We start from the raw sequence: 22,872 nt of genomic DNA, 5'->3' as shown, positions 1-22,872 counted from the left end.
TTTTTACAAATAGCGACGCCAAAAAGCGTTGCTATTTTGTTTCAAACAACTTATTTAGAGCTATTTACAAACTTTTGCATTTTATCGTTTTTATTTGCATTTCATCGTTTTTATTAACAAAAAATCAAAATAAATTACAAAAGGTTAAATAATTAATAATTATTTGTTAAGTTTGACGAACATTTCAACAAAAAGCAACCTAAACCAATTGCTTTGAAATGTTAGTTAACCAACCAAAAACAAATAAATATGAAAAAACAATTTGGAGGCATTGCTTCAGTGTTTGCAATGTCCTTATTTGCGCTATCCAGTTTCGCTCAAGAAACGGATAAAAATGTAAATCAGAAATCTTTAGGCGAAAACGGTTTGCCAAACCTGATTACTTTCAAGGAAGAATCTGCTTATAAAAGTTCAGATTTTCAACAAGTTTTTAGAGATCAATTGGGTCTAAAACAAAACGAGTCATTCTCTCGAATTAAAAATGAATCAGATCCTGAAGGGTTTACCCACGAAAAATTTCAATTATTTCACGAAGGAATTAAAGTAGAGTTTTCAACCTACACACTACACTCAAAAAACGGCAAAATAGCTTCTATGAGTGGTGAGTTTTACAATATTAATAATGTTAACATAGCGCCGTCAATGTCGGCTCAAGCTGCTTTTAATAAAGCGATAGCTTATACCGGAGCAAAACATTATTTGTGGGAAAACAAAGCTGATGCAGACAATATAGGTTATAAAAAACCACAAGGTGAGTTGGTTTTATTGCCTGTTATAGAAGACCAATCACAAAAGAGAACTACAGATAATTTACGTTTGGCTTATAAATTTGATATCTACGCTACAAATCCAATTAGTCGTGGTGATTTATATATTGATGCTAATACTGGCGAACGTTTGTTTTACAATGCAACTATCAAGCATTTAGGTGAATATAGCCATGGTGGAAAATCGAGTGCTACAAATGAAAAAAATACTAAAAGTAACAATTTAACTACAGCTTTAGTAACAGCAAATGCAGCAACTCGTTATAGCGGAACGCAAAGTATTCAAACTTTATTAAGCGGTTCTTCTTATATATTATCGGACAACACCCGTGGTTTGGGAGTTCAAACATATAATTCAGCAAGAACAGCTACTTATCCAACAACTAATTTTACTGATGTAGATAACAACTGGACAGCAGCCGAATTTAATAATACAAATAAAGACAATGGAGCGTTAGATGCACATTGGGGAGCCGAAAAAACATATGATTATTTTTCAGCTGTTCACGGTAGAAATAGTTATGATAATGCAGGAGCAAAAATAAAAAGTTATGTACATTATAATTTAATAGCTGCTGGATATCCTGACAACAACAATGCTTTCTGGAATGGAAGTGTTATGACTTATGGTGATGGAAGCGGAACGGGAGGTTTTGATGTTCTAACTGCAATGGATGTTGCAGGACACGAAATTGGACACGCAGTTTGTTCGTATACAGCAAATTTAACATACCAAAATGAATCAGGTGCAATGAATGAAGCATTTTCAGATATTTGGGGAGCTTGTATCGAATATAACGCTGCACCAACAAAATCTACTTGGTTAATAGGAGAAGATATCGAAAGAAGATCTGGTCATGTAGCATTGCGTTCTATGAGTAATCCAAATGCGGAAGGCCAGCCAGATACATATAAAGGGACAAGTTGGTATTCAGGAACTGCGGATTCTGGAGGAGTACATACAAATTCAGGGGTTTTAAATCACTGGTTTTATATCCTATCAGTAGGAAAATCAGGAACTAATGATATTGGAAATGCTTTTAATGTTACAGGAATAACAATTACTAAAGCGGCCAAAATTGCTTATCGATTAGAGAGCGTTTACTTAACAGCAAATTCTACTTATGCTAATGCAAGAACATCTGGAATTCAATCGGCAATCGATTTATACGGAGCAGGTTCTGCCGAAGTTATTGCAACAACAAATGCATTTTATGCTGTAGGAATTGGCGCTGCATATGCAGGTTCAACCGACACAACAGTACCTACTACACCTGGTAGTTTAGCGGCTTCGGGTACAACGTCATCTTCAACAAACTTATCTTGGACAGCTTCAACAGACAATGTTGCGGTAACAGGATATAATGTTTACCAAGGAACAACGCTTAAAGCAACTGTAACAACAACATCTTATGCAGTTACGGGACTAACAGCATCAACAGCTTATACTTTTTCTGTAAAAGCAAAAGATTCTGCTGGAAACTTATCAGCTTCAAGTAATACGGTAAATGTAACAACCCTTGCGGGTTCTGCTGTTACTTATTGTGCATCAACAAGTAGTAGTACTGCCGATGAAAAAATTGGAAAAGTAGTTTTCGGAACAATAAGTAATACTTCAACAGGCACAGCGGGATACGAAAACTTTACTGCACTTTCTACAAATGCAGTTAGAGGGGTTGCAAAAACTATCACGATTACACCATCTTGGACATCGACAGTTTATTCTGAAGGGTATGCAGTTTGGATAGATTATAACAAAAACGGATTGTTTACAGACGCTGGTGAATTGGTTTTTTCTAAAGCAACATCGACAGCAACATCTGCAACTGGATCAATAACTATCCCTGCAACTGCTTTATTAGGTGCTACAAGAATGAGAGTCTCTATGAAATATAACGGAATTCCAACTTCATGTGAAACTTTAAGTTATGGTCAAGTGGAAGATTATACGGTAAATATTACTGCTTCTTTTGCTATAACAGCTACAACTGAAGTAAATAGTGATGTTGAAGCCTTATCTTTCAATATATATCCCAATCCTGTAGAAAATGTATTGAATGTTTCTGTGATTGATAACAGAAAGGCAACATTCAGAATTTACAGTATGATTGGTCAAGAAGTAAAATCAGGAAATCTTAATCAAAATGAAATTAGTGTTTCTAATCTTGAATCAGGACTTTACATTTTTGAAGTAAATGATGGAGAGAAAACGATAACTAAAAAGTTCGTTAAGAAATAATAACTTTTTATGTTAAAACTAAAATGCCTCACATTGTGAGGCATTTTTTATTTGTAAGTAATTATATCTTAGTTTTAATTAATTTCCTGACGGTTTCTGATTGTCCAAATTCTAAACTTTCTAAAAACGGATAAGTAGTTTCAGGAAAACTTACCCAAGGATTAACACCTAAATAAAGTTCTTTCATGTTAATGAAATTTATAATTTCTGCCGGAAGTGTTTTTAGTAAATTTCCGTCTAAATCTAATAATGTTAAGTTAGTTAGTTTACAAAGTTCGACAGGAAATTTTCTGATTTGATTCTTATCTAAAGTTAGATTTTTTAGATTTATTAGGTTTCCAATTTCTACAGGAATACTCTGTATCAAATTACTTTTCATATTAATAATCGTCAATTCAGACAAACTTCCAACTTCCGAAGGCAAGACTACAACATTGTTTTTTTCTAAATTTAAAACCTTTAGTTTAGATAAAACGCCTATTTCTAGAGGGATTTCCGTTATTTTGTTATCAAATAAAATAAGTTCAGTTAGGTTTCTTAGAATGCCAATTTCGACCGGAATAGCTTCGATTTTATTATTGCTGAAGTTGAGTTTTTTTAATTTTGATAATTTTCCGATGTAAGGAGAAATAACTTCCATTTTATTTTTTTGCATCTCCAACTTTTCTAAGCTGGCTAATTTACCAAGTTCGATAGGGAATTTTAAAAACAAATTGTTGTTTATGTATAATTCTCTAAGCTTTGTTAACTTTCCAATTTCAAAAGGCAATGACTGTAGATTATTATAGTTTATCCAAAGTTTTTCAATGTTTACAAATCGACCAATTTCGACAGGTAGTTTTGTGAGATTTCGGTTATTTAAATTAAGTTCTTTGTATTTTTCTGGATTTGGTGCATTCATGATTTCTGTCATAGAACGACTTTCCGCTTCTTGTGCATTTACAGAAAAAATTGCACAAATAAACAACACTAGTGGGATTGAATTTTTTAGGTATTTCATATTTTACTAAATTTGGGAATAACAAAAATAGCAATCTTTAAATAAGATTATGAAAACAGGACACTTATTTTACGAAAAGATTTAGAAGAACCAACTCGCCACAAAAATAGCCGTAATCACACAAATTAAATCCACTAAAAGCATCGTTCCTAGGGCATAACGAGTATTTTTAATATTTACTGAACCAAAATAAACTGCTATTACATAAAAAGTACTTTCGGCACTACATTGAAAAATACTACTCAATCTTGCCGTTAGGGAATCTGCACCAAAAGTATTCATCGAATCAATTAAAAATCCTCTTGATCCAGCAGAACTAAAAGGTCTAAGTAATGCTACTGGCAAAGCATCGGTGATTTCTTTACTTACTCCCATATTAGAAAAAATGAAAGCGATCCAATTGCTAATAATTTCAAATAAACCACTATTTCGGAATAAAGAAATAGCAACTAACATACCCATTACATAAGGAAAAATAGTTACCCCAGTTTTTACACCATTATTTGCCCCTACAACAAAAGACTCAAACACAGTTGTACTTGCGGCAGAAAATTTCTTCTCATTTATAAAGGAGAAAATCAAGGTAAAAGCAATAATTCCAATTAATATTAAAGCAGAAAGATTAGAGGTAAAATAGTTTTTTCCAATTAAATCCAAATGATTTACATACATCAACAAACCAACAATTCCAGCTATTAATGTCATCAATACAATAACCAAAGAAGCACTTTTGAAATTAATTTTTTGTTTAACTCCAACAATTAAAAAGGCTGCAATCGTACCAATAAAAGAAGTGATAATACAAGGCAACATCACATCAGCAGGATTGCTTGCATTAGCAGCAGCACGGTATCCTATAATAGAAGTAGCGATTAAAGTAAGACCCGAGGCATGAAGGCACATAAACATAATTTGAGCATCACTAGCTTTATCTTTTTCTGGATTTATTTCCTGTAAACTTTCCATGGCTTTTAATCCAAAAGGTGTTGCGGCAGAATCCAATCCTAGGAAATTTGCTGCAAAGTTTAAAGTCATATAGGATATTGAAGGATGATTTTTGGGAATGCTTGGAAACACTTTTACAAAAACGGGACTCAATGCTTTAGCTAATTTTCCAGAGGCTCCGGAAATGATTAAAAGCTCCATTAATCCGCAGAAAAAAGCCAAATAAGCAATAAGCGGAATAATTAAATCTAACAAAGTACTTTTACATGTTGGCAATAAACCATCTGATTTTTGAATGCCACTATATATTTTTACCGTTTTATTTTTGTAAACGTAAGTCGTATCGGCGTTTATCGTATCACGATTTATCACCATGGTCATCTCAGGTGCTTTTTCGATACTATCTTTTACAAATTTCGGAATTTGGTTTAAGTATTTTTCAGAGATTAAAATGGGGTCATCTTTTTTTCCGTTCAAAACATAATCAATTGTGTAACTGTTACCAGCAAACAAACTGAACACAACAAATACAATTGAAGAAATAAAAATAGTTAACCAAAATCTACTTAATACCATAATTTTTTTTTTGTAAATGTAATATTATTATATTTGGCACAAATTAAATTAATAATTATGAGAAAAAAATTATATTTAGGGATTTTTGCTTTATTATTTACTACATCATTTTTTGCTCAGACCAAAGAAGATGTGGCTAAAATGGTTAGCGAATATGATTTAGAAAAAATTCATGCAAAAAAAATTGAATTCAAAACTAAACATGAAGTAAGAAAAAGAAAAGCACAAGAATTGGCCAAAATTAAAGGATGGCCATTAAAAGTATTTGGTGATAATGGTTCTTATCAAGAATTAATGTATGTAACTGAAGATGGTTATCCAATATATTATTCTACAGAGAGTAATGTGGTAGCTGCAGCTTCTACAAGAGCTAATTATTTAAATACAGGAGGAGGACTTGGTCTAACGCTAGATGGTCAAGGTATGGTTCCTCGTGTGTGGGATGGTGGAAAAGTTAGAACTACGCATCAGGGTTTTTATGTGGGTGGAGGAAATATTACTAGTAGAATCACTCCTATAAACGACCCTTCAGGAACTACTTATTCTGATCATGCAACTCATGTTACGGGAACTATTTTAGCTTTGCCTTGGAGCACTAATGCGACTGTTTTATCAACTAAAGGAATGGCAACAAAAGCAACGGCAAGAACTTTTGATTTTGACAATGACGAATCTGAGGTGATTTCTGAAATTCCAAATGGAATGATAATTTCTAATCACTCCTATGGAGTACCTCATAGAAATCAATCAACTGGTGTGTATTTGCCAGGCTGGATTTCAGGAGCTTATACTGATGATTCAAGAAGTTGGGATGAAATAGCAAACTTATCACCTTATTATTTGCCAGTATTTTCAGCTGGTAATAATGGGACTGATAATGGTAGTAATAATCCAATAGCAGTTGGTTATGATAAATTAGTAGGAAATAAAGTTTCTAAAAATGTATTAACAGTTGCTGCGACAAATGATGCTGTAATTAATTCAAATGGGACTCTAGGGAGTGTTACTATTGCTAGTTTTAGTAGTCAAGGCCCTTCAGATGATTTTCGTATCAAACCAGATATTTCAGGTAATGGAGTTGGATTGACATCTTTAGGTAATACAACTGATACCTCAACTGCCTCAATGGACGGAACTTCTATGTCTGCACCTAATGTTACGGGTACATTAACATTATTACAGCAACATTATAAAAATATTCATGGTTCTTTCATGAAATCAGCAATGTTAAAAGGATTGGTATGTCATACCGCTGACGATTCAGGAAGAGCTGGTCCTGATGTAAATTTTGGTTGGGGAATGTTAAACGCCAAAAAAGCTGCCGAAACAATTACAGGCGATGGGTTAACGTCAATTTTATCAGAAATTACTTTGAGCCAAGGACAAACTTATACAACAACAGTTAGTGCTGTTGGAGGTATTACTCCGTTAATAGCATCTGCAACTTGGACAGATTTACCTGGTGTCAACATAGCAAATGATACAACACCACCTAATACTACAACTCCAGCATTAGTAAATGATTTAGATATAAGAATTACAAGAGCTGCTACAACATATTATCCATGGAGGCTAGGTGCTACTCCATCAGCAAATGCTATTAGAACGGCGGATAATAATGTTGATAACGTTGAAGCAGTTAAAATTGATGCTCCTACCGCAGCTGATTATGTTATAACAGTTACACACAAAGGAACTTTAACGGGAGGCTCTCAAAAATTTGCCTTAGTTATTACAGGAATTACTTCTACTATTGCTTTAGAATCTACTTCAAATGATTTGACTGTATGTAATAATCAAAATGCAGTTTATACCTTCAACTATAAACAATCCGGAGCAGGTACTTCTAACTTTTCTGCAACTGGATTGCCAGTAGGTGCAACAGCTACTTTTTCGCCAACAAGTTTAAGCGCAAATGGAGCAGTGACAATGACTATTTCTAATTTGAATACAGTTCCTTATGGTAATTACACTGTTGGAATTATTGCAAATAATGGAACAGAAACAGAAACACGTTATAAAGATTTGAAAGTGTTTTCTACTACAATTGTAGCTGTGAATCAAATTGCACCTATAAACAATAATACAAATCTTCCAACAAGTTATTTGTTTAAATGGGATAAAAACTCTAACACTGAAGATTACAATTTACAAGTTTCTACATCAAATACTTTTGCTACAACAGTAGTTAATACTACTACAACTGAAACGGAATATGCTGTTTCTGGTTTAGCAGAAGAAACAAATTACTATTGGAGAGTGATTTCTTCAAATCGTTGCGCTACAGCTCCAGCCAATCAAGCAACCGTTAGAACATTCCAAACAGGAAAATATACTTGTGGACTAACTTTTACTGCTACAGATTTTACAAATGCTACAATTGCAACAGTCGTAAATAGTACTGCAAGTGTGCCTATTACTGTTACAGGAGGTATGTCTATAGGAGATTTAAATGTTACTTTAGATATTACACATACTTGGATAGGTGATATGATAATTACTTTAAAAGGTCCTGCGGCTATAGGTAGTCCTGAAGTGATTTTATCCAATCAACCTTGTGTAGGTCCAAATCCGACTTATCCAAACATTCAAGCTACATTTGATGATTCAGGTGTGGTTCATGGTTGTTCGGCAACAGCTCCCGTTGTTTCTGGAACGGTTAAACCTTTCGGAATACTATACAGCTTAAATGGTTTAAGTGCTGATGGAGTTTGGACAATAAACGTATCAGATGTTGGAGCTGGCGATGGAGGTGCTATCAACTCTGCTTCTTTAAATTTCTGTAAAGTAGAACCATCAATATTAAGTATTGCTGATAACATATTTAACCAAATGGTAGTATATCCAAATCCAACAAAAGGCGTTTTAAATATCAATTTAAATACCCAGATCGATGGAGATACTCAATATTCAATATATGACATTCAAGGGAGAATGATTTTGTCTAAAAAGTCAAATGCTTTAGTGGAAGTATTGAATATTGAAAACTTTGCGAACGGAATTTATGTTTTATCTGTAGAAAATGGAAGTAGTAAAACAACAAAGAAAATAGTATTGAATAAGTAATTTTATTACTTATAAATTACAAAAATGTCCCGAATTTTCGGGACATTTTTTTTAAACATGAATAATCTCTTCTTCTATCAATAAATCTTCTCTTCGCAATCGTAAGAAAATTTGAGCGACTGCAATCGTATCCTTTTCGCAATAGGTTACAATTCTGTCAATGTCTTTTTCTACATAAAAAACATGACCTACTTGCGAACCATCAATATCGCCTTTTGGTGATGGAATCCCCAATACTTTACACATCAATTTCAAAGAAGTAAAATGTTTGTAATCACCAAATTTCCATAATTCTAAAGTATCTAAATGCGGAATTTCCCAAGGTTTTTTCCCAAATAAATTCAATTTGTTTGGAATAGAGATTTGGTTGATAATCATTCTACGAGCAATAAACGGAATATCAAATTCCTTGGCATTATGACCACACAAAACATGTTGCGGTTGGTTGAAATGATTGTTTAAAAGATTGATAAAGTCGTGTAAAATTTTCTTTTCTTCTCCCAAAAAAGAGGTGATTCTAAAGTTTCGAATATCTCCTTTAATCGTAAAATAACCCACAGAAATACAAATAATTTTCCCAAACTCAGCCCAAATCCCTGCTCGATCATAAAACTCCTCGCCCGAAAAATCTTCTTTGCGTTGATATTGTGTTTTTTGCTCCCAAAGTTGTTTCATATCCTCATCAAGTGAATTGAAATTTTCTTCTTCTGGAACGGTTTCTATATCAAGGAAAAGGATGTTGTTGAGGTTGATTTTTTCTATCATAAATTACACTTCTTAGATTTGAATTGTTAAATCTGAAATTTTTAAAAATCTAAGATAGTCTAAATTTCTTACAATCTAAGTGGTCTAACCTAAAATAAACTTTGCTGATTTGTTGGGTTTTCGTGTTCTAACAACCATTTTTTTCGCCACAAACCCCCAGCATATCCTGTGAGTGAACCATCGGCTCCAATGACACGATGACAAGGAACAACAATCCAAAGTGGATTTTTTCCGTTTGCCGATGCTGCTGCACGAATCACTTTTGGGTCGCCTAATTTTTTAGCCAAATCAAGGTAAGACATGGTTTTCCCATAGGGAATGTTACTTAATTCTTTCCAAACTGTTTGCTGAAAATCAGTTCCTTTAGGATTAAGTTTTAAAGTGAAATCAGTTTTTTTTCCGTCGAAATAATCGCGAAGTTGATTTACAGCTTCTTTGAGATTTTCGGGAATTTCTTCAGAAACTACCCCTTCGGACAAAACTGAAATAATAGTTATTCCGTTTTCATCACCTTCTATTTTTGTGATCCCTAATGGCGAATTTATAAAAATTGAATCCATGTGATAAATGTAATAATTTTGTTCTTTAAAAACTATTGTAAAAATGGATTCCCGCCTAAGCGGGAAAGACAATATGATGTAATGTCTTTCCCGCGTAGGCGGGAATCCAGATATAAGCTTCTACTTTAGTAGAAAAAAATAATTTTATTTCGAAAAACTAAAAATGTAAGTTTCTAAACCTTTGAGTTCTTCATCAGACATTGTTTTTGTAATCGCAAAATTTGTTTTCATGACCTCGTATTGACTTGGATCAACCAGTGGTTTCGCATCGTTTTTTAAAAAATCGACAATATTTCCATTCTCAGTTTTATAAACTTTTGCAATGTCTTGAATACTTGGTCCAATAATCTTTTGATCTACTTTATGACAAGCCACACAATTTCCTTTTCCTTCAAACAATTCTTTCCCCAATGCTTCTGGAGCTTTAACTTCAGTGTTGGATTCAGTTGGTTTTCCAAAAGATTCTTCACTTTCTTTTTTGCAAGATATTAGGATAAAAAAAGAACTCAATAAAAACAATTTTTTCATCATTATTTATTTAAAAGTATGGCTGCTTCTTTAGCAAAATAAGTAGAAATAAGGCTTGCTCCAGCTCTTTTGATACACATTAATTGTTCCATCATGATTTTGTCGTGGTCCAACCAACCTCTTTCTGATGCTGCTTTTATCATTGCATATTCGCCAGAAACGTGAAAAACGGTTACTGGAACATTCACTGCATTTTTCACTTCACGAACAATATCTAAATAAGCAATTCCTGGTTTTACCATGACCATATCGGCGCCTTCTTCTACGTCCATTAAGGCTTCTTTTATAGCTTCGATACGATTGGCATAATCCATTTGATAGGTTTTTTTATCTTTCGGTACTTCGACAGGCTCAGTATCAGATTTAGTTTCTTTTGGAGCACTATCTAACGCATCACGAAATGGTCCGTAAAATGCCGAAGCATATTTTGCAGAATAACTCATAATTCCAACATTATGAAAACCAGCAGCATCTAAACCTTGGCGCAAACGCAATACACGTCCGTCCATCATGTCGCTTGGCGCAACAAAATCGGCACCAGCTTGTGCATGAGAAACCGCCATTTTTACTAAGGCAGCATTTGTAGCATCATTGGTAATATCTCCGTTTTCGATAATTCCGTCGTGACCGTAAATAGAATAAGGGTCTAACGCCACATCTGGCATGACAATCATTTCTGGGCAAGCGGCTTTGATGTCTTTGATAGCTCTTTGCATCAATCCATCAGGATTCCAGGCTTCTTTTCCTGTATTGTCTTTTAGAGATTCGTCAACTTTTACATAAATGTTTACGGCGCGAATTCCTAAAGCGAAAATTTCTTTGACTTCTTCGACAGTTAGATCGATCGAACGACGAAAAATTCCAACCATAGAAGGAATTTCTACTTTTACGTTTTCACCTTCTGTAATAAACATGGGGAACATAAAATCGCTTGGACTTAATGTTGTTTCTCGAACTAATGAACGAATGCTTTCGTTTACTCGTAATCTTCTGCCTCTTTGTAATGGGAACATAGTAATTGATAATTTATAATTAACAATGGATAATTAAATCCAGTCAATAGGTTTTTCTAATACTTGAATTAATTTTTCTTCTTCACTTCCAACTTCTGGGTGATGATCATAAACCCATTGCACATGCGGAGGCAAACTCATTAAAATACTTTCTATTCTTCCGTTGGTTTTTAATCCAAATAAAGTGCCTTTGTCATGAACTAAATTGAATTCTACATAACGCCCACGACGAATTTCCTGCCATGTTCTTTGTTCAGGATTATATGGTAAATCTTTTCTGCAATCTAAAATTGGAACATAGGCTTCTAAGAAACTATTCCCAACTTCGGTTACGAAACTGAACCAATCTTCCATTTTCATCGTTTCAGATTCCTTACAATAATCAAAAAATAATCCGCCTAATCCACGCGCTTCATTTCTGTGAGCATTCCAAAAATAGTCATCACATTGTTTTTTGTATTTTGGATAGAATTCCAAATTATGCTTATCACAAGCCGTTTTACAGGTTTGATGAAAGTGTGAAGCATCTTCTTCAAATAAATAATAAGGTGTGAGATCTTGTCCGCCGCCAAACCACGAATTGATTACGTTTCCGTTATCGTCATACATTTCGAAATAACGCCAATTAGCATGAACAGTTGGTGCCATTGGGTTTTTTGGATGAATGACCAAACTTAATCCACAGGCAAAGAAATCGGCTTCGCCAACGTTGAATAATTTCTGCATCGAATCTGGTAGTTTACCATGAACAGCAGAAATATTGACACCACCTTTTTCGATAACGTTTCCGTTTTCGATAACACGTGTTCGTCCACCACCGCCTTCTGGACGCTCCCAAATGTCTTCACGGAATTTGGCTGTACCATCAGAAATTTCTAATCCTTTGCAGATTTGGTCTTGCAGGTTTTGTATATAGGTGTAGAATTTATTTTTCATTTTTTTAAAATCAAAAGCGTTTAAAAGCGTCTAAAAAAGCGTCTAAAAAAGTGTCTAAAAAGTATCTAAAAGCGTTTAAAAGTATCTAAACTACTTCCCAGAAATAACCTGGATTACATTTTATTTTACCTTCTTTCCCTAATATGGATAAAAAATTTGTCACTTTCTTCTTCTTCTGGTCTTCGGAAAGAATTACAGACAATTTCGGGATAATTAAATTGTCAATTTTATCACGTTTTGTTTTTCCAAACTTTTTTAAATACTCAAGTATTATATCTTTGAAATGAGAATCATCAAAACTACGATTGGCTAAATATTCAGCTTTTAAACCTTCGTCATTAGTAGATTCAATAATATCATAGGATAAATATATATTTGGTCTTCTACCTTCAATACATTTTAATTTCTTAAGATGCTTAAATTCATTTTCTGAAATTTCTTTGTGTTTCTGTACTTTATCCAATAATATGATTTCATCTAAACCAAGATTAGAATTCTTGATTAATATTTTCGCGAAATTTTCATCTAAAATTTTCCCCGTTATTGTCACCTTAACTTTATTGTCTTCAAAATTGTAATCTGGTAAAGGGAAAAAACGTTGTTTTTGATAATTAAATATTTTTCGAATACCGCCGCCTTGTGTTTCAATCATATCTAAATTTTTCATTGCCTCAACAAGGAATGGATTTCTATAGACCTCTTCGGGGGTATCTTTTAAAACTACATCTTCAATAGATTTTGGTAAAAAAGAACCATAATTAGAAAACACTAAATGGTCATCCTCGAATTCAACCACATTAATTCTTGCACCTTTTGAGTAATCTTGATGTGCTATTGCATTATTTAATGACTCTCTGATATTAAAAGGTTCATATCTTAAAACTTCATCAGGAAATAAGGTTCCATGACGAAGATAACGATATTTTAAGTTTCTTATTTTTTTATAAACTTCATCAATAGTTAACAAAAAAGGAATAGAAAATATTTCAAAGTCCTTATCTTGATTATCTATAGTTTTTAAATTCCATCTAATTTTAACAGAAGAATCTAAAAAATGTTCTGATTCTTCTTTTCCTAAAAGAATAAGAGCCGTTCTTGTGATTTTTCCTTTAATGATAAGTTTCGCTTTATTTAAAAAATCTAAATCACTCCAACTATCGACTTCGTTAGAATATTTAGGATTTCTTTTAACAAACTCTAATCGTGCTTTTTGGATTGCAATTTTGTCTAGGTCTTCAATACTAGCTTCTGTAATAATAACCTTTGACCAATCTTCATTCACTTGAATCTGAGTTAATATTGCATCTAATCTAGATTTTGTCATCTCAACTAAATTGTCATCTATTCTTTGCCAAGTTTTCTTATGTGCATAAACAGGCAATCTAAATTGATGTTTCGGAATATGAAAAATCCAAACAATCTTATTAGTATCAGAAGTGATAAATTCTTCAACTTTAAAATGTTGAATATCTAAATTTGTACAATTGCCATTAATTCTATATCTGATATCATCAATTGAATAAACTGACAAATCTTGAATTCCAATAATTTCAAGTGTTTCGTTTTTTACCCCAATAACCAAATGACCTCCTTGCATATTTGCTATAGCCGAAATATAAGAGATAACATCTTTACTTTCACTCCCAGCAACAGAATTTTTCAATGATTTAAATTCTTTCCATTCGCATTTTTCATTTTCGATTGGATAGTTTTTAATTAAATAATTATGTAATTCCTTTTCGGTCATTAGTTGTTTTTTTTATTACAAATATAAATTATTTATTTTTCAATGTACAATTCATATAATTCCATATCTAAAGGAGTTTCATTAGTTGGAGTAAATTCATTTTGTAATGTTTTTTGCCAAACGAAACCGTTATTTTCAGCAACTTTTACACTACCGAAATTAGTTTTATGAGAAATAATTTGAATTGTTTTCAAACCCAATTCCTCAAAAGCAAAATTTATCATTTCTTTTACCGCAAATGATGTGACGCCTTTTCCTTCTAATTCTGAACCAATGCAATAAGCAAATTCTCCTTGATTTTTATCCCAATCAATTTTTTTGATGATAATTAAACCTCCAATTTGATCATTTTTTTTATCTCGAATAGCAAAAGTAAAATTTGTCTTTTCTTCTATTTCTTTATTCTTAATTGAAATATATGCTTCCGTTTTTTCTAAAGAACTATTCATTTCCAATGTTACTGGGAAAAACAATTTTAATCGTTCTTTATTATCAGACATAAACTGATACAACTGATTAGAATCAATCGGTTGTAGCTTGTCTACTATATAATTTTCAGTTTTCAAATTATTGATTATACTCCTTCACCGCATCAATAAATGCTTTGGCATGATCTACAGGAATATTAGGTAAAATTCCGTGACCAAGATTTACGATATATTTGTCTTTTCCGAATTCGTCAATCATTTCGTGTACCATTTTCTTAATCACAGGAATTGGTGAAAGCAAACGACTTGGATCGAAATTACCTTGTAAAGTAATGTTTCCACCAGATAAATATCTTGCGTTACGTGGCGAACAAGTCCAGTCTACTCCAAGGGCAGATGCTTTACTTTTCCCCATTTCGCCTAATGCAAACCAACAGCCTTTTCCGAAAATAATTACAGGTGTAATATCTGCTAATGCTTCGACGATTTGGTTAATATATTTCCATGAGAATTCCTGATAATCAACAGGAGATAACATTCCTCCCCAAGAATCGAAAACTTGAATAGCATTACAACCTGCTTTTACCTTTTCTTTCAAATAAGCGATAGTTGTATCCGTGATTTTTTGTAATAAAACGTGTGCTGCTTCTGGATGTGAGAAACAAAATCCTTTGGCTTTATCAAAGCTTTTAGATCCTTGACCTTCTACGGCATAGCACATAATTGTCCATGGTGAACCTGCGAAACCAATTAGTGGCACTTCGTCGTTCAACATTTGTTTTGTTAATTTAATCGCATCGAAAACATAACCCAATGTTTCGTGAACATCTGGAACAATGACTCTTTCTACATCTTGAATCGTACGAATAGGATTGGGTAAAAATGGCCCAACATTTTCTTTCATTAATACTTCAATTCCCATGGCTTGTGGCACGACCAAAATATCCGAAAACAAAATCGCAGCATCAGGCGCAATTCTACGAATGGGTTGTACTGTGATTTCGGCAGCTAATTCTGGAGTTTGACAACGAGTAAAAAAGTCATATTTGTCTCGCAAAGCGATGAATTCTGGCAAATATCTTCCTGCTTGACGCATCATCCAAACTGGTGGTCGTTGTACAGTTTCTCCTTTTAATGCTTTTAGAAATAGGTCGTTTTTGATCATGTTTTTATTGTTAGACCTGACAGGTTTTTAAAACCTGTCAGGTTTGTTTGTGTTATTTATATTCGTTTATACATTCCTCAATCACATCTTCGATAGTTGGATTTTCGGCAATGAGGATGTTTTTTGTAATTTTTTCTAAGGCTTCTGCGGTTGTTTCGCCAATACAGAAACATGTTTCTTTTTTGATTGTATTTTCTTTCAAATAACTTTCTACGCCAGATGGGCTAAAAAACAAAATAGCTTCTACTGAATCTTTTATCTTATGAGGAGTTAGTGTCGTTTCATAAACTTTAATCTCATTAAAATCTACATTCCCTTCTTTTAACGCTTGAGGTAATATTTCTCTGCGTAGGTTTCCGCTGAAAAAAGTAAAGGTATCACTTCCGTGAATTAATGTAATGATTTCGGCCAAATCGGAAGCATAACCTGTGTAAACATCAACATTAAAACCATTTTCTGACAATAATATTTTTGTTTTTAATCCGACACAAAAAACGTTTTTTGTTTTTAATTCTTCACATTTTGGGTGTTGCAAAATACTATGAACGGCATTTTGACTGGTGAAAATTAAATTGTCTTTAATGTTTTTTAAATCAAAATTTTGGTGCTCTGTTTTAATAAAATCCGCTTCAATAACATTAAAATCTGCATTTATTAAGGCTTCTTTTTGAATGTTAGAAAGTGTTTTTGTAGATAATATCTTAATTTGACTCATTATTTTTTCAGTTTTTCTTTGATAGATTCCATCAGTTTTACACCACCGTTTTCAAAAATTTCTTGGGCTGCATGATACCCTAATTGTTTCCATTCTTGTACTTCAACTATTTTGTTTACTTCTATTTTCTGACCTCCGTCCAATGAAAACAAAACGCCTAGAAAATGGATTGTTTCGTCTTTTTCGTTAAATTTTGCAAAGGCTCCAATTGGCGCAGTACAACCGCCTTCTAAAGTTCTTAAAAATTGACGTTCGATATAGGTTGTTATTTCGGTTTCAATATGATTGAGTTCTGCTAAAGCATTTAAGGAATATGTATCATTTCCCATGGCAACGACCATCATGGCCCCTTGTGCTGGCGCAGGAATCATCCAATCTAAATTGATATAATTTTCTGGTTTTAAATTTATTCTTTCTAAACCTGCTGCTGCAAAAACAGCTCCATTCCAGTTATTATCTTTCAGTTTTTGCATTCTTGTATTTACGTTTCCACGTAAATCGACAACGGTGTGATTTGGGTATTTATGTAGCCATTGCGCTTGTCTTCGCAAACTTCCGGTGGCTATAATTCCTTCTTTATTTAGAAAATCAAGATTGTTATTATAAACTAAAATATCTTTTTCATTGGCTCTTTCTAAAACTGCCGCTTGCACAATTCCTTGTGGTAAAGCGGTTGGAACGTCTTTCATAGAATGAACAGCAATATCTATATCACCATTTATCATAGCAATATCTAATGTTTTTGTAAATATTCCTGTTATTCCGAGTTCATAAAGTGGTTTGTCGAGAATGATATCTCCTTGGGATTTTACCGCTACAATTTTGGTTTTATAACCCAAATCGTTTAACATTTTCTCAACATGATGTGCTTGCCAAAGTGCTAATTCACTATCACGAGTTCCTATGCGAATTATTTTAGTCATTATTTGGCTTTTTCTATTTGGAAAACTTTCTGAATCCAATCGATACTTTCGTCGACCATTGTTTCTTCGTCTTTGAGATGGTTGGCAAAATGATTGGTTATTTTTTGAATAATGCGATTACTAATAAGTTCAGCCTGTTCTTCATCAAAATTTGATAATTTTTTTCTTTGAAAGGTCAGCTCTTTTTCTTTAATTGTATTCAATTTTGCTTTGAGAGCATGAATTGTTGGAGCATATTTTCTCCCATTCATCCAAGCTATAAATTCGTCTTTTATTTCTTCAATAATAGCTTGTGCAGCAGGAATGTGCAGCTTTCTGTTCTCGAGAGTTTCATCAGTAATTTGAGATAAATCATCTAAATGCACGAGTGTTACATTTTCTAATTCATTCACATTAATATTTACATTTTTCGGAATCGATAAATCTAAAATTAATAATGGTTTTTTTAGATTTAGAATAGCCTTGTCTATTGTTGGATTTTGCGCACCAGTTGCCACTACTAAAACATCGGCTTTTTGTAATTCGATATGCAAATCGGCATAATCTTTTACAATCAAATTGAGTTTTCCTGCAAGTTTTTCAGCTTTATCTTTAGTTCGATTTATTAAAGTGATGTGCTCATTTTTAGAATGTTTTACTAAATTTTCGCAAGTATTTCTTCCTATTTTTCCTGTACCAAAGAGCAAAATATTTTTTTCGCCAATGTTTGCTACATTTTTCATAATGTATTGCACCGATGCAAAGGAAACCGAAGTTGCTCCAGATGAAATTTCGGTATCTGTTTTTATTCTTTTACTAGCTTGTATGACCGCATTTACTAATCTTTCCATAAAAGAATTAGCTAGTTCTAGAGCTTTACTTTCTGTAAAGGCAATTTTTATTTGGCTAATAATTTCGAAATCACCAAGAATCTGACTGTCTAAACCAGTTCCTACTTTAAACAAATGAGAAATGGCTTCTTGGTTTTTATAAACGTAAGCTACTTTTTGAAAATCCTCAACTGTTCCTTTCGAGTTTTCACAAAGTAATTTGATAAGTTGAAACGGATGTTGGGCAAAACCGTAAATTTCGGTTCTGTTGCAAGTTGAAGTAACGATCAGACTTTCTATTCCTTCGGTTTTTGCTTGTTGTAATAAGTTCGATTTAGATTGCGTATCAATACTAAATTTACCACGAATCTCGGCATCAGCTTTTTTGTAATTTAGGCCAATGGCATAAAAAGAAGTGTGCTTCGAAATTGTATTGTTCTCCATAATTGTCACTTTAGTCAAAAAGTTACACAAAAGTATTGTTATACAATTTATAAAAGTAACGCTAGAAGGTCAATTTGTGTCGCTACGAGAATTTTACTTTAAAAAATAGATTTTTATCGTTATTTCTCTTATTTTTGTATTAAAATCAAGGCGTATGAAATTATTTATTTAGAACAATTCTAAATAAATAAAATATAATTTCATCAAAAACTAATAAAGAAACATCGCTATGAGTTCACCTGAAGAAATAAAGATTGATGATGATTTTATTTTAATTCGTTTTCAGAATGATACTGATGAGATGATTTCCTATGAACGTCATGTAAATAATGGATTGATTCAGTTTCATTTCGGATTAAAAGGTAACGCGAAATTTATCTTCAATCAAGGAAATTATACTTTAGACTTGAAAGAAGAAAAGTCATTGTTATTTTATAATCCGCAAAAAGAATTGCCGTTGCACCTAGAAATTGGGACGAAATCTTGGTTAATTTCTATATTGGTTTCTATCAAAAAATTTCATGGATTGTTTTCTGCCGATACCGAGCATATTCCGTTTTTGAGTGACGAAAATAGAGATAAGAAATATTATGGCGAAGAAAATATTTCACCATCGATGGCAATTGTCTTAAATCAAATGTTTCATTACAATTTGAATCCATCAATAAAAAACCTTTACTACAAAGGAAAAGGTTACGAATTATTGAGTTTGTTTTTTAACCGTTCAGAAGACCCAAATGCAGAGCAATGTCCGTTTTTGATTGATGAAGAAAATGTTTTAAAAATAAAAAAAGCCAAAGAAATCATTATTGCTAATATGGCCGAACCTCCGGGTTTACAAGAATTAGCTGATGAAATTGGTTTGAATTTAAAGAAACTAAAAATGGGTTTCAAACAAATATACGGCGATACCGTTTACGGTTTTTTGTTCGATTACAAAATGGAACACGCTCGCAAATTATTAGATTCAGGATCGTATAATGTAAATGAAGTTGGGCTAAAAATTGGTTATAGCACTGGAAGTCACTTTATTGCGGCCTTTAAAAAGAAATTCGCTACAACACCAAAAAAATATTTAATGTCTATAAATCCAAACACATAATTATTTGAATAAAACAACCAATAAATAATTGTTAATCATAAATTAAAAAAAGTTAGAATTATTACTTTTATAAAAAATATAACACCAATGAAAGGAGTATTACTTGTAAATCTAGGATCCCCAGAAAGCCCAACACCAAAAGATGTAAAACCATATTTAGACGAATTTTTGATGGATAAATACGTTATAGATGTTCCATTTTTATTACGCGCTTTATTGGTTCGAGGTATAATATTACAAACAAGACCAAAAAAATCAGCAGCAGCTTATGCTAAAATATGGTGGGAAGAAGGATCACCTTTAGTTGTTATTTCTAAGCGTATGCATAAGAAAGTTCAAGCAAAAATAGATATTCCTGTTGCTTTAGCCATGAGATACGGTACTATGTCTATACTGAAAGGATTACAAGAGTTACATGACAAAGGCGTAAATGAAGTGATGCTTTTTCCTTTATATCCGCAACACGCGATGGCGTCTACGACTACTATTTTAGTGCTTGCAGAAGAATTACGCAAGGAACATTTTCCTGAAATGAAATTCACGATTGTTCCCGCTTTTTATAACAAACCGGATTATATAAAAGCGTTAGCTAATTCGATAAAAAAACATTTAGACTCTTTTGATTATGATCATTTACTGTTTTCATATCACGGAATTCCGAAGCGACATATTCGTAAAACGGATATAACTAAATCACATTGTACTATTGATGGTTCATGCTGCAATACACCTTCGCCAGCACATGAATTTTGTTACCGTCATCAGTGTTACGAAACCACAAAACAAGTGGTGAAATTACTGGGGATTCCTGAAGAAAAATACAGTCAAACATTTCAGTCACGTTTGGCAGGCGACAAATGGCTAACACCTTATACAGATGTTGAAGTAAACAAAATGCCAGAAAAAGGAATTAAAAAATTAGCAGTAGTGACTCCAGCTTTTGTATCCGATTGTTTAGAAACATTGGAAGAAATTGCCATGGAAGCAAATCATCAATTTAAGGAACATGGAGGAGAAGAATTTATGGCAATTCCTTGTATGAATGATGGAGATGAATGGTGTGATGTTGTAGCGGATTGGATTAAGAATTTTCAGAAAAAAGAATAAAACAATAGATTCAACGATGGAAATTTACAACTACATAAAATCATTACACTTAATTTTTGTAATCACTTGGTTTGCTGGTTTATTTTATATTGTTAGGTTGTTTGTATATCAAATTGAAGCCAACGAAATGCCTTCGCCAGAAAAAGAAATTTTATTGAAGCAATACAAAATAATGACTTACCGATTATGGTATATTATTACTTGGCCAAGCGCCATTTTAGCCACGTTTTTTGCAGCTTGGTTATTATTTTTGATGCCTGCTTGGTTGCAAATGCCATGGATGCACGTAAAACTTGGCTTTGTTTTCCTTTTGTTTTTATACCATTTAAAATGTCATCAGATTTATAATCAATTGCAAAATAACGAATTCAAATATTCTTCAAACTTTATGCGATTGTGGAATGAAGGAGCAACATTAATACTATTTGCTGTTGTTTTTTTAGTAATTTTAAAAAATGCTTTCAACTGGATTTATGGTGTAATTGGAATCTTTTTATTTTCGATAATAATAATGCTGGGATTTAAGTTTTACAAACGAATAAGAGAAAAAAATTAACAAATGAATTCCATTTTTAAAGTAAAAAGTTGGTCATTGCGTGTAAGAATCTTTTTGTCGATGATTCTTATAACCTTGATATCTTCTATTTTAATCGCAGGTGTTTCGTTAATTCATTTTCAAATCGAAAGCAAAGAATACAACCAAGAATTACTTATAAATAAAGAAAATCAGATAAAGCAACATCTTCAGTACGTGTTGGCAATTACACCACATCCTTTAACTACCTTTAATATTCCATCGATATTTAAAGATAAAATTTTCGAAATTTCAGACATTCATAATATCGAAATAGATATGTATGACTTAAACGGAAGATTACTGACAACTTCGAATGCACCAATGATTCAAGGGCAAATCTCTCCAAACATTTCGGATTCGATTCTTACTAAAGTGAAGCAATCTAAAAAAAACAGATATGTAGATATTGCTGAAAGCAAAGGTAATAATTTTCAGTTTTCGTATAGTTATCTGATGGATTTTGTCGAAAAAAAACCAATTGGAATTATTCGATTGCCTTATAAAGAAGACAACTCATTTTATCAAAAACAAGTAGAAGAGTTCTTAAAAATTTTTGGTTTTGTATACCTTGGAATGTTCATAATTTCTATTTGGATAGCATTATATTTATCTCGATATATTACTAAATCATTAGAAACTATTTCGAATAGATTAACTAAAACTAGTTTGACTGAAAAAAATAAAAAAATAGAACTGGTTAGCAACAGTTATGAAATAGATAAATTGGTTAGATCATATAATAACATGATCGATGAATTAGAAGAAAGCGCTAACAAACTAGCACAAAGTGAGCGTGAAGGAGCTTGGCGCGAAATGGCAAAACAAGTAGCACACGAAATTAAGAATCCACTAACTCCTATGCGACTAACGGTGCAGAGTTATCAACGGAAATTTGATCCCGCTGATCCAAATGTTAATCAAAAACTAAATGATTATTCGAAAACATTAATTCAGCAAATAGATACAATGAGTGCCGTTGCTTCGGCCTTTTCTAATTTTGCATCTATGCCTGCACAACAAAATGAAACCATAAATGTGGTCGATGTAGTCAAATTATCATTAGATATTTTTAATGAAGATTTTATCGAATTTTACTCTAATTTAGAAGAAATCATTACTAAAATCGACAGGACACAACTTATTAGAATTATTACCAACTTAGTTAAAAATGCTCTGCAAGCCATTCCAGAAGAACAAGAAATTAAGAAAATTTCGGTTTCGGTAAATAAAGAAGCTAACAACGCTATAATTACTGTAAAAGACAACGGAAAAGGAATCGCAATAGCCGATTTTGATCGAATTTTTGAACCAAAATTTACCACAAAATCTAGTGGAATGGGATTAGGCTTAGGAATTATAAAAAACATTATAGAAAATTATAACGGAACCATTACTTTTACTTCTAAAATAAATAAAGGAACAACATTTACCGTTTCATTACCCATAACAAACCAATAAAT

At 32.6% G+C, this 22,872-nt stretch carries 19 protein-coding genes; 6 read left to right on the top strand and 13 right to left on the bottom strand.

Translation table 11 applies throughout. From position 1 onward, the window contains the following. The first annotated feature begins 249 nt into the window (after nt 1-249). A complete protein-coding gene (locus ACH2BP_RS00435) occupies nt 250-3,006 on the top strand; it encodes a M4 family metallopeptidase (RefSeq protein WP_395055922.1) in 2,757 nt (918 codons plus the stop codon). A 61-nt stretch (nt 3,007-3,067) separates the two neighbouring features. On the opposite strand, the gene ACH2BP_RS00430 is transcribed toward ACH2BP_RS00435, so the two are convergent. Together ACH2BP_RS00430 and ACH2BP_RS00425 are read right to left on the bottom strand one after the other, a co-directional pair. Further along, entirely contained in the window at nt 3,068-4,006 is a 939-nt protein-coding gene (locus tag ACH2BP_RS00430) for a leucine-rich repeat domain-containing protein (protein WP_395055920.1), read from the bottom strand. Nucleotides 4,007-4,087: 81 nt separating this feature from the next. Beyond that, nucleotides 4,088-5,527, bottom strand: coding sequence for a nucleoside recognition domain-containing protein (locus ACH2BP_RS00425; protein ID WP_395055918.1), 1,440 nt, complete (start codon nt 5,525-5,527; stop codon nt 4,088-4,090). 57 nt (nt 5,528-5,584) lie between these two features. Between ACH2BP_RS00425 and ACH2BP_RS00420 the strand changes: the two genes are divergently transcribed. Continuing rightward, nucleotides 5,585-8,593: a S8 family serine peptidase gene (locus tag ACH2BP_RS00420; RefSeq protein WP_395055916.1), complete on the top strand. Its 3,009-nt coding sequence runs from the start codon at nt 5,585-5,587 to the stop codon at nt 8,591-8,593. Between the two features lie 51 nt (nt 8,594-8,644). Here the strand turns inward: ACH2BP_RS00420 and ACH2BP_RS00415 are convergent, their stop codons facing one another. The 11 genes from ACH2BP_RS00415 to hemA all read right to left on the bottom strand — a co-directional run bounded on the left by ACH2BP_RS00415 (nt 8,645) and on the right by hemA (nt 18,626). Next, a complete protein-coding gene (locus tag ACH2BP_RS00415; RefSeq protein WP_395055914.1) occupies nt 8,645-9,358 on the bottom strand; it encodes a 3'-5' exonuclease in 714 nt (237 codons plus the stop codon). An 89-nt stretch (nt 9,359-9,447) separates the two neighbouring features. Next, the gene (locus tag ACH2BP_RS00410; RefSeq protein WP_395055912.1) at nt 9,448-9,918 is read right to left on the bottom strand and encodes a methylated-DNA--[protein]-cysteine S-methyltransferase; all 471 of its coding nucleotides are present in this window, start codon (nt 9,916-9,918) and stop codon (nt 9,448-9,450) included. Nucleotides 9,919-10,062: 144 nt separating this feature from the next. Further along, nucleotides 10,063-10,446 carry a c-type cytochrome gene (locus ACH2BP_RS00405; protein WP_395055910.1) on the bottom strand — a complete coding sequence of 128 codons (384 nt, stop codon included), beginning with the start codon at nt 10,444-10,446 and terminating at the stop codon, nt 10,063-10,065. Between the two features lie 2 nt (nt 10,447-10,448). Next, entirely contained in the window at nt 10,449-11,459 is a 1,011-nt protein-coding gene (gene hemB / locus ACH2BP_RS00400; RefSeq protein ID WP_394758929.1) for a porphobilinogen synthase, read from the bottom strand. A 33-nt stretch (nt 11,460-11,492) separates the two neighbouring features. After that, nucleotides 11,493-12,395, bottom strand: a complete 903-nt coding sequence (gene hemF, locus ACH2BP_RS00395; RefSeq protein WP_394758930.1) for an oxygen-dependent coproporphyrinogen oxidase — start codon at nt 12,393-12,395, stop codon at nt 11,493-11,495. An 85-nt stretch (nt 12,396-12,480) separates the two neighbouring features. Continuing rightward, on the bottom strand, nt 12,481-14,142 hold the full coding sequence (locus ACH2BP_RS00390) for an ATP-binding protein (RefSeq protein WP_394758931.1): 1,662 nt from the start codon (nt 14,140-14,142) through the stop codon (nt 12,481-12,483). Between the two features lie 32 nt (nt 14,143-14,174). After that, on the bottom strand, nt 14,175-14,708 hold the full coding sequence (locus tag ACH2BP_RS00385) for a GNAT family N-acetyltransferase (RefSeq protein ID WP_395055908.1): 534 nt from the start codon (nt 14,706-14,708) through the stop codon (nt 14,175-14,177). 1 nt (nt 14,709) lies between these two features. Next, nucleotides 14,710-15,735 (bottom strand): uroporphyrinogen decarboxylase, encoded by a 1,026-nt coding sequence (hemE, locus tag ACH2BP_RS00380; RefSeq protein WP_394758933.1) that lies wholly within the window; start codon nt 15,733-15,735, stop codon nt 14,710-14,712. Between the two features lie 52 nt (nt 15,736-15,787). Then, nucleotides 15,788-16,450 carry a uroporphyrinogen-III synthase gene (locus tag ACH2BP_RS00375; RefSeq protein WP_395055906.1) on the bottom strand — a complete coding sequence of 221 codons (663 nt, stop codon included), beginning with the start codon at nt 16,448-16,450 and terminating at the stop codon, nt 15,788-15,790. Continuing rightward, the gene (gene hemC / locus ACH2BP_RS00370; protein WP_395055904.1) at nt 16,450-17,373 is read right to left on the bottom strand and encodes a hydroxymethylbilane synthase; all 924 of its coding nucleotides are present in this window, start codon (nt 17,371-17,373) and stop codon (nt 16,450-16,452) included. Before hemC ends, ACH2BP_RS00375 begins: the two co-directional genes overlap by 1 nt. Continuing rightward, nucleotides 17,373-18,626, bottom strand: coding sequence for a glutamyl-tRNA reductase (gene hemA / locus ACH2BP_RS00365; RefSeq protein WP_395055902.1), 1,254 nt, complete (start codon nt 18,624-18,626; stop codon nt 17,373-17,375). The genes hemC and hemA overlap by 1 nt, the downstream gene beginning before the upstream one ends. A 229-nt stretch (nt 18,627-18,855) precedes the next feature. On the opposite strand from hemA, the gene ACH2BP_RS00360 reads away from it, so the two are divergent. The 4 genes from ACH2BP_RS00360 (at nt 18,856) to ACH2BP_RS00345 (ending at nt 22,870) form a co-directional block, all read left to right on the top strand. Continuing rightward, nucleotides 18,856-19,728 carry a helix-turn-helix transcriptional regulator gene (locus ACH2BP_RS00360; RefSeq protein ID WP_395055900.1) on the top strand — a complete coding sequence of 291 codons (873 nt, stop codon included), beginning with the start codon at nt 18,856-18,858 and terminating at the stop codon, nt 19,726-19,728. Nucleotides 19,729-19,815: 87 nt separating this feature from the next. Beyond that, nucleotides 19,816-20,835: a ferrochelatase gene (gene hemH / locus ACH2BP_RS00355; RefSeq protein ID WP_395055898.1), complete on the top strand. Its 1,020-nt coding sequence runs from the start codon at nt 19,816-19,818 to the stop codon at nt 20,833-20,835. Nucleotides 20,836-20,851: 16 nt separating this feature from the next. Then, nucleotides 20,852-21,391 carry a CopD family protein gene (locus ACH2BP_RS00350; RefSeq protein WP_395055896.1) on the top strand — a complete coding sequence of 180 codons (540 nt, stop codon included), beginning with the start codon at nt 20,852-20,854 and terminating at the stop codon, nt 21,389-21,391. Nucleotides 21,392-21,394: 3 nt separating this feature from the next. Continuing rightward, on the top strand, nt 21,395-22,870 hold the full coding sequence (locus ACH2BP_RS00345; RefSeq protein ID WP_395055894.1) for an ATP-binding protein: 1,476 nt from the start codon (nt 21,395-21,397) through the stop codon (nt 22,868-22,870). Nucleotides 22,871-22,872: the final 2 nt, after the last annotated feature.

It is taken from the genome of Flavobacterium sp. (assembly GCF_043756175.1).
GTDB lineage: Bacteria > Bacteroidota > Bacteroidia > Flavobacteriales > Flavobacteriaceae > Flavobacterium.
This window is presented reverse-complemented; position numbering and strand designations above follow the sequence as displayed.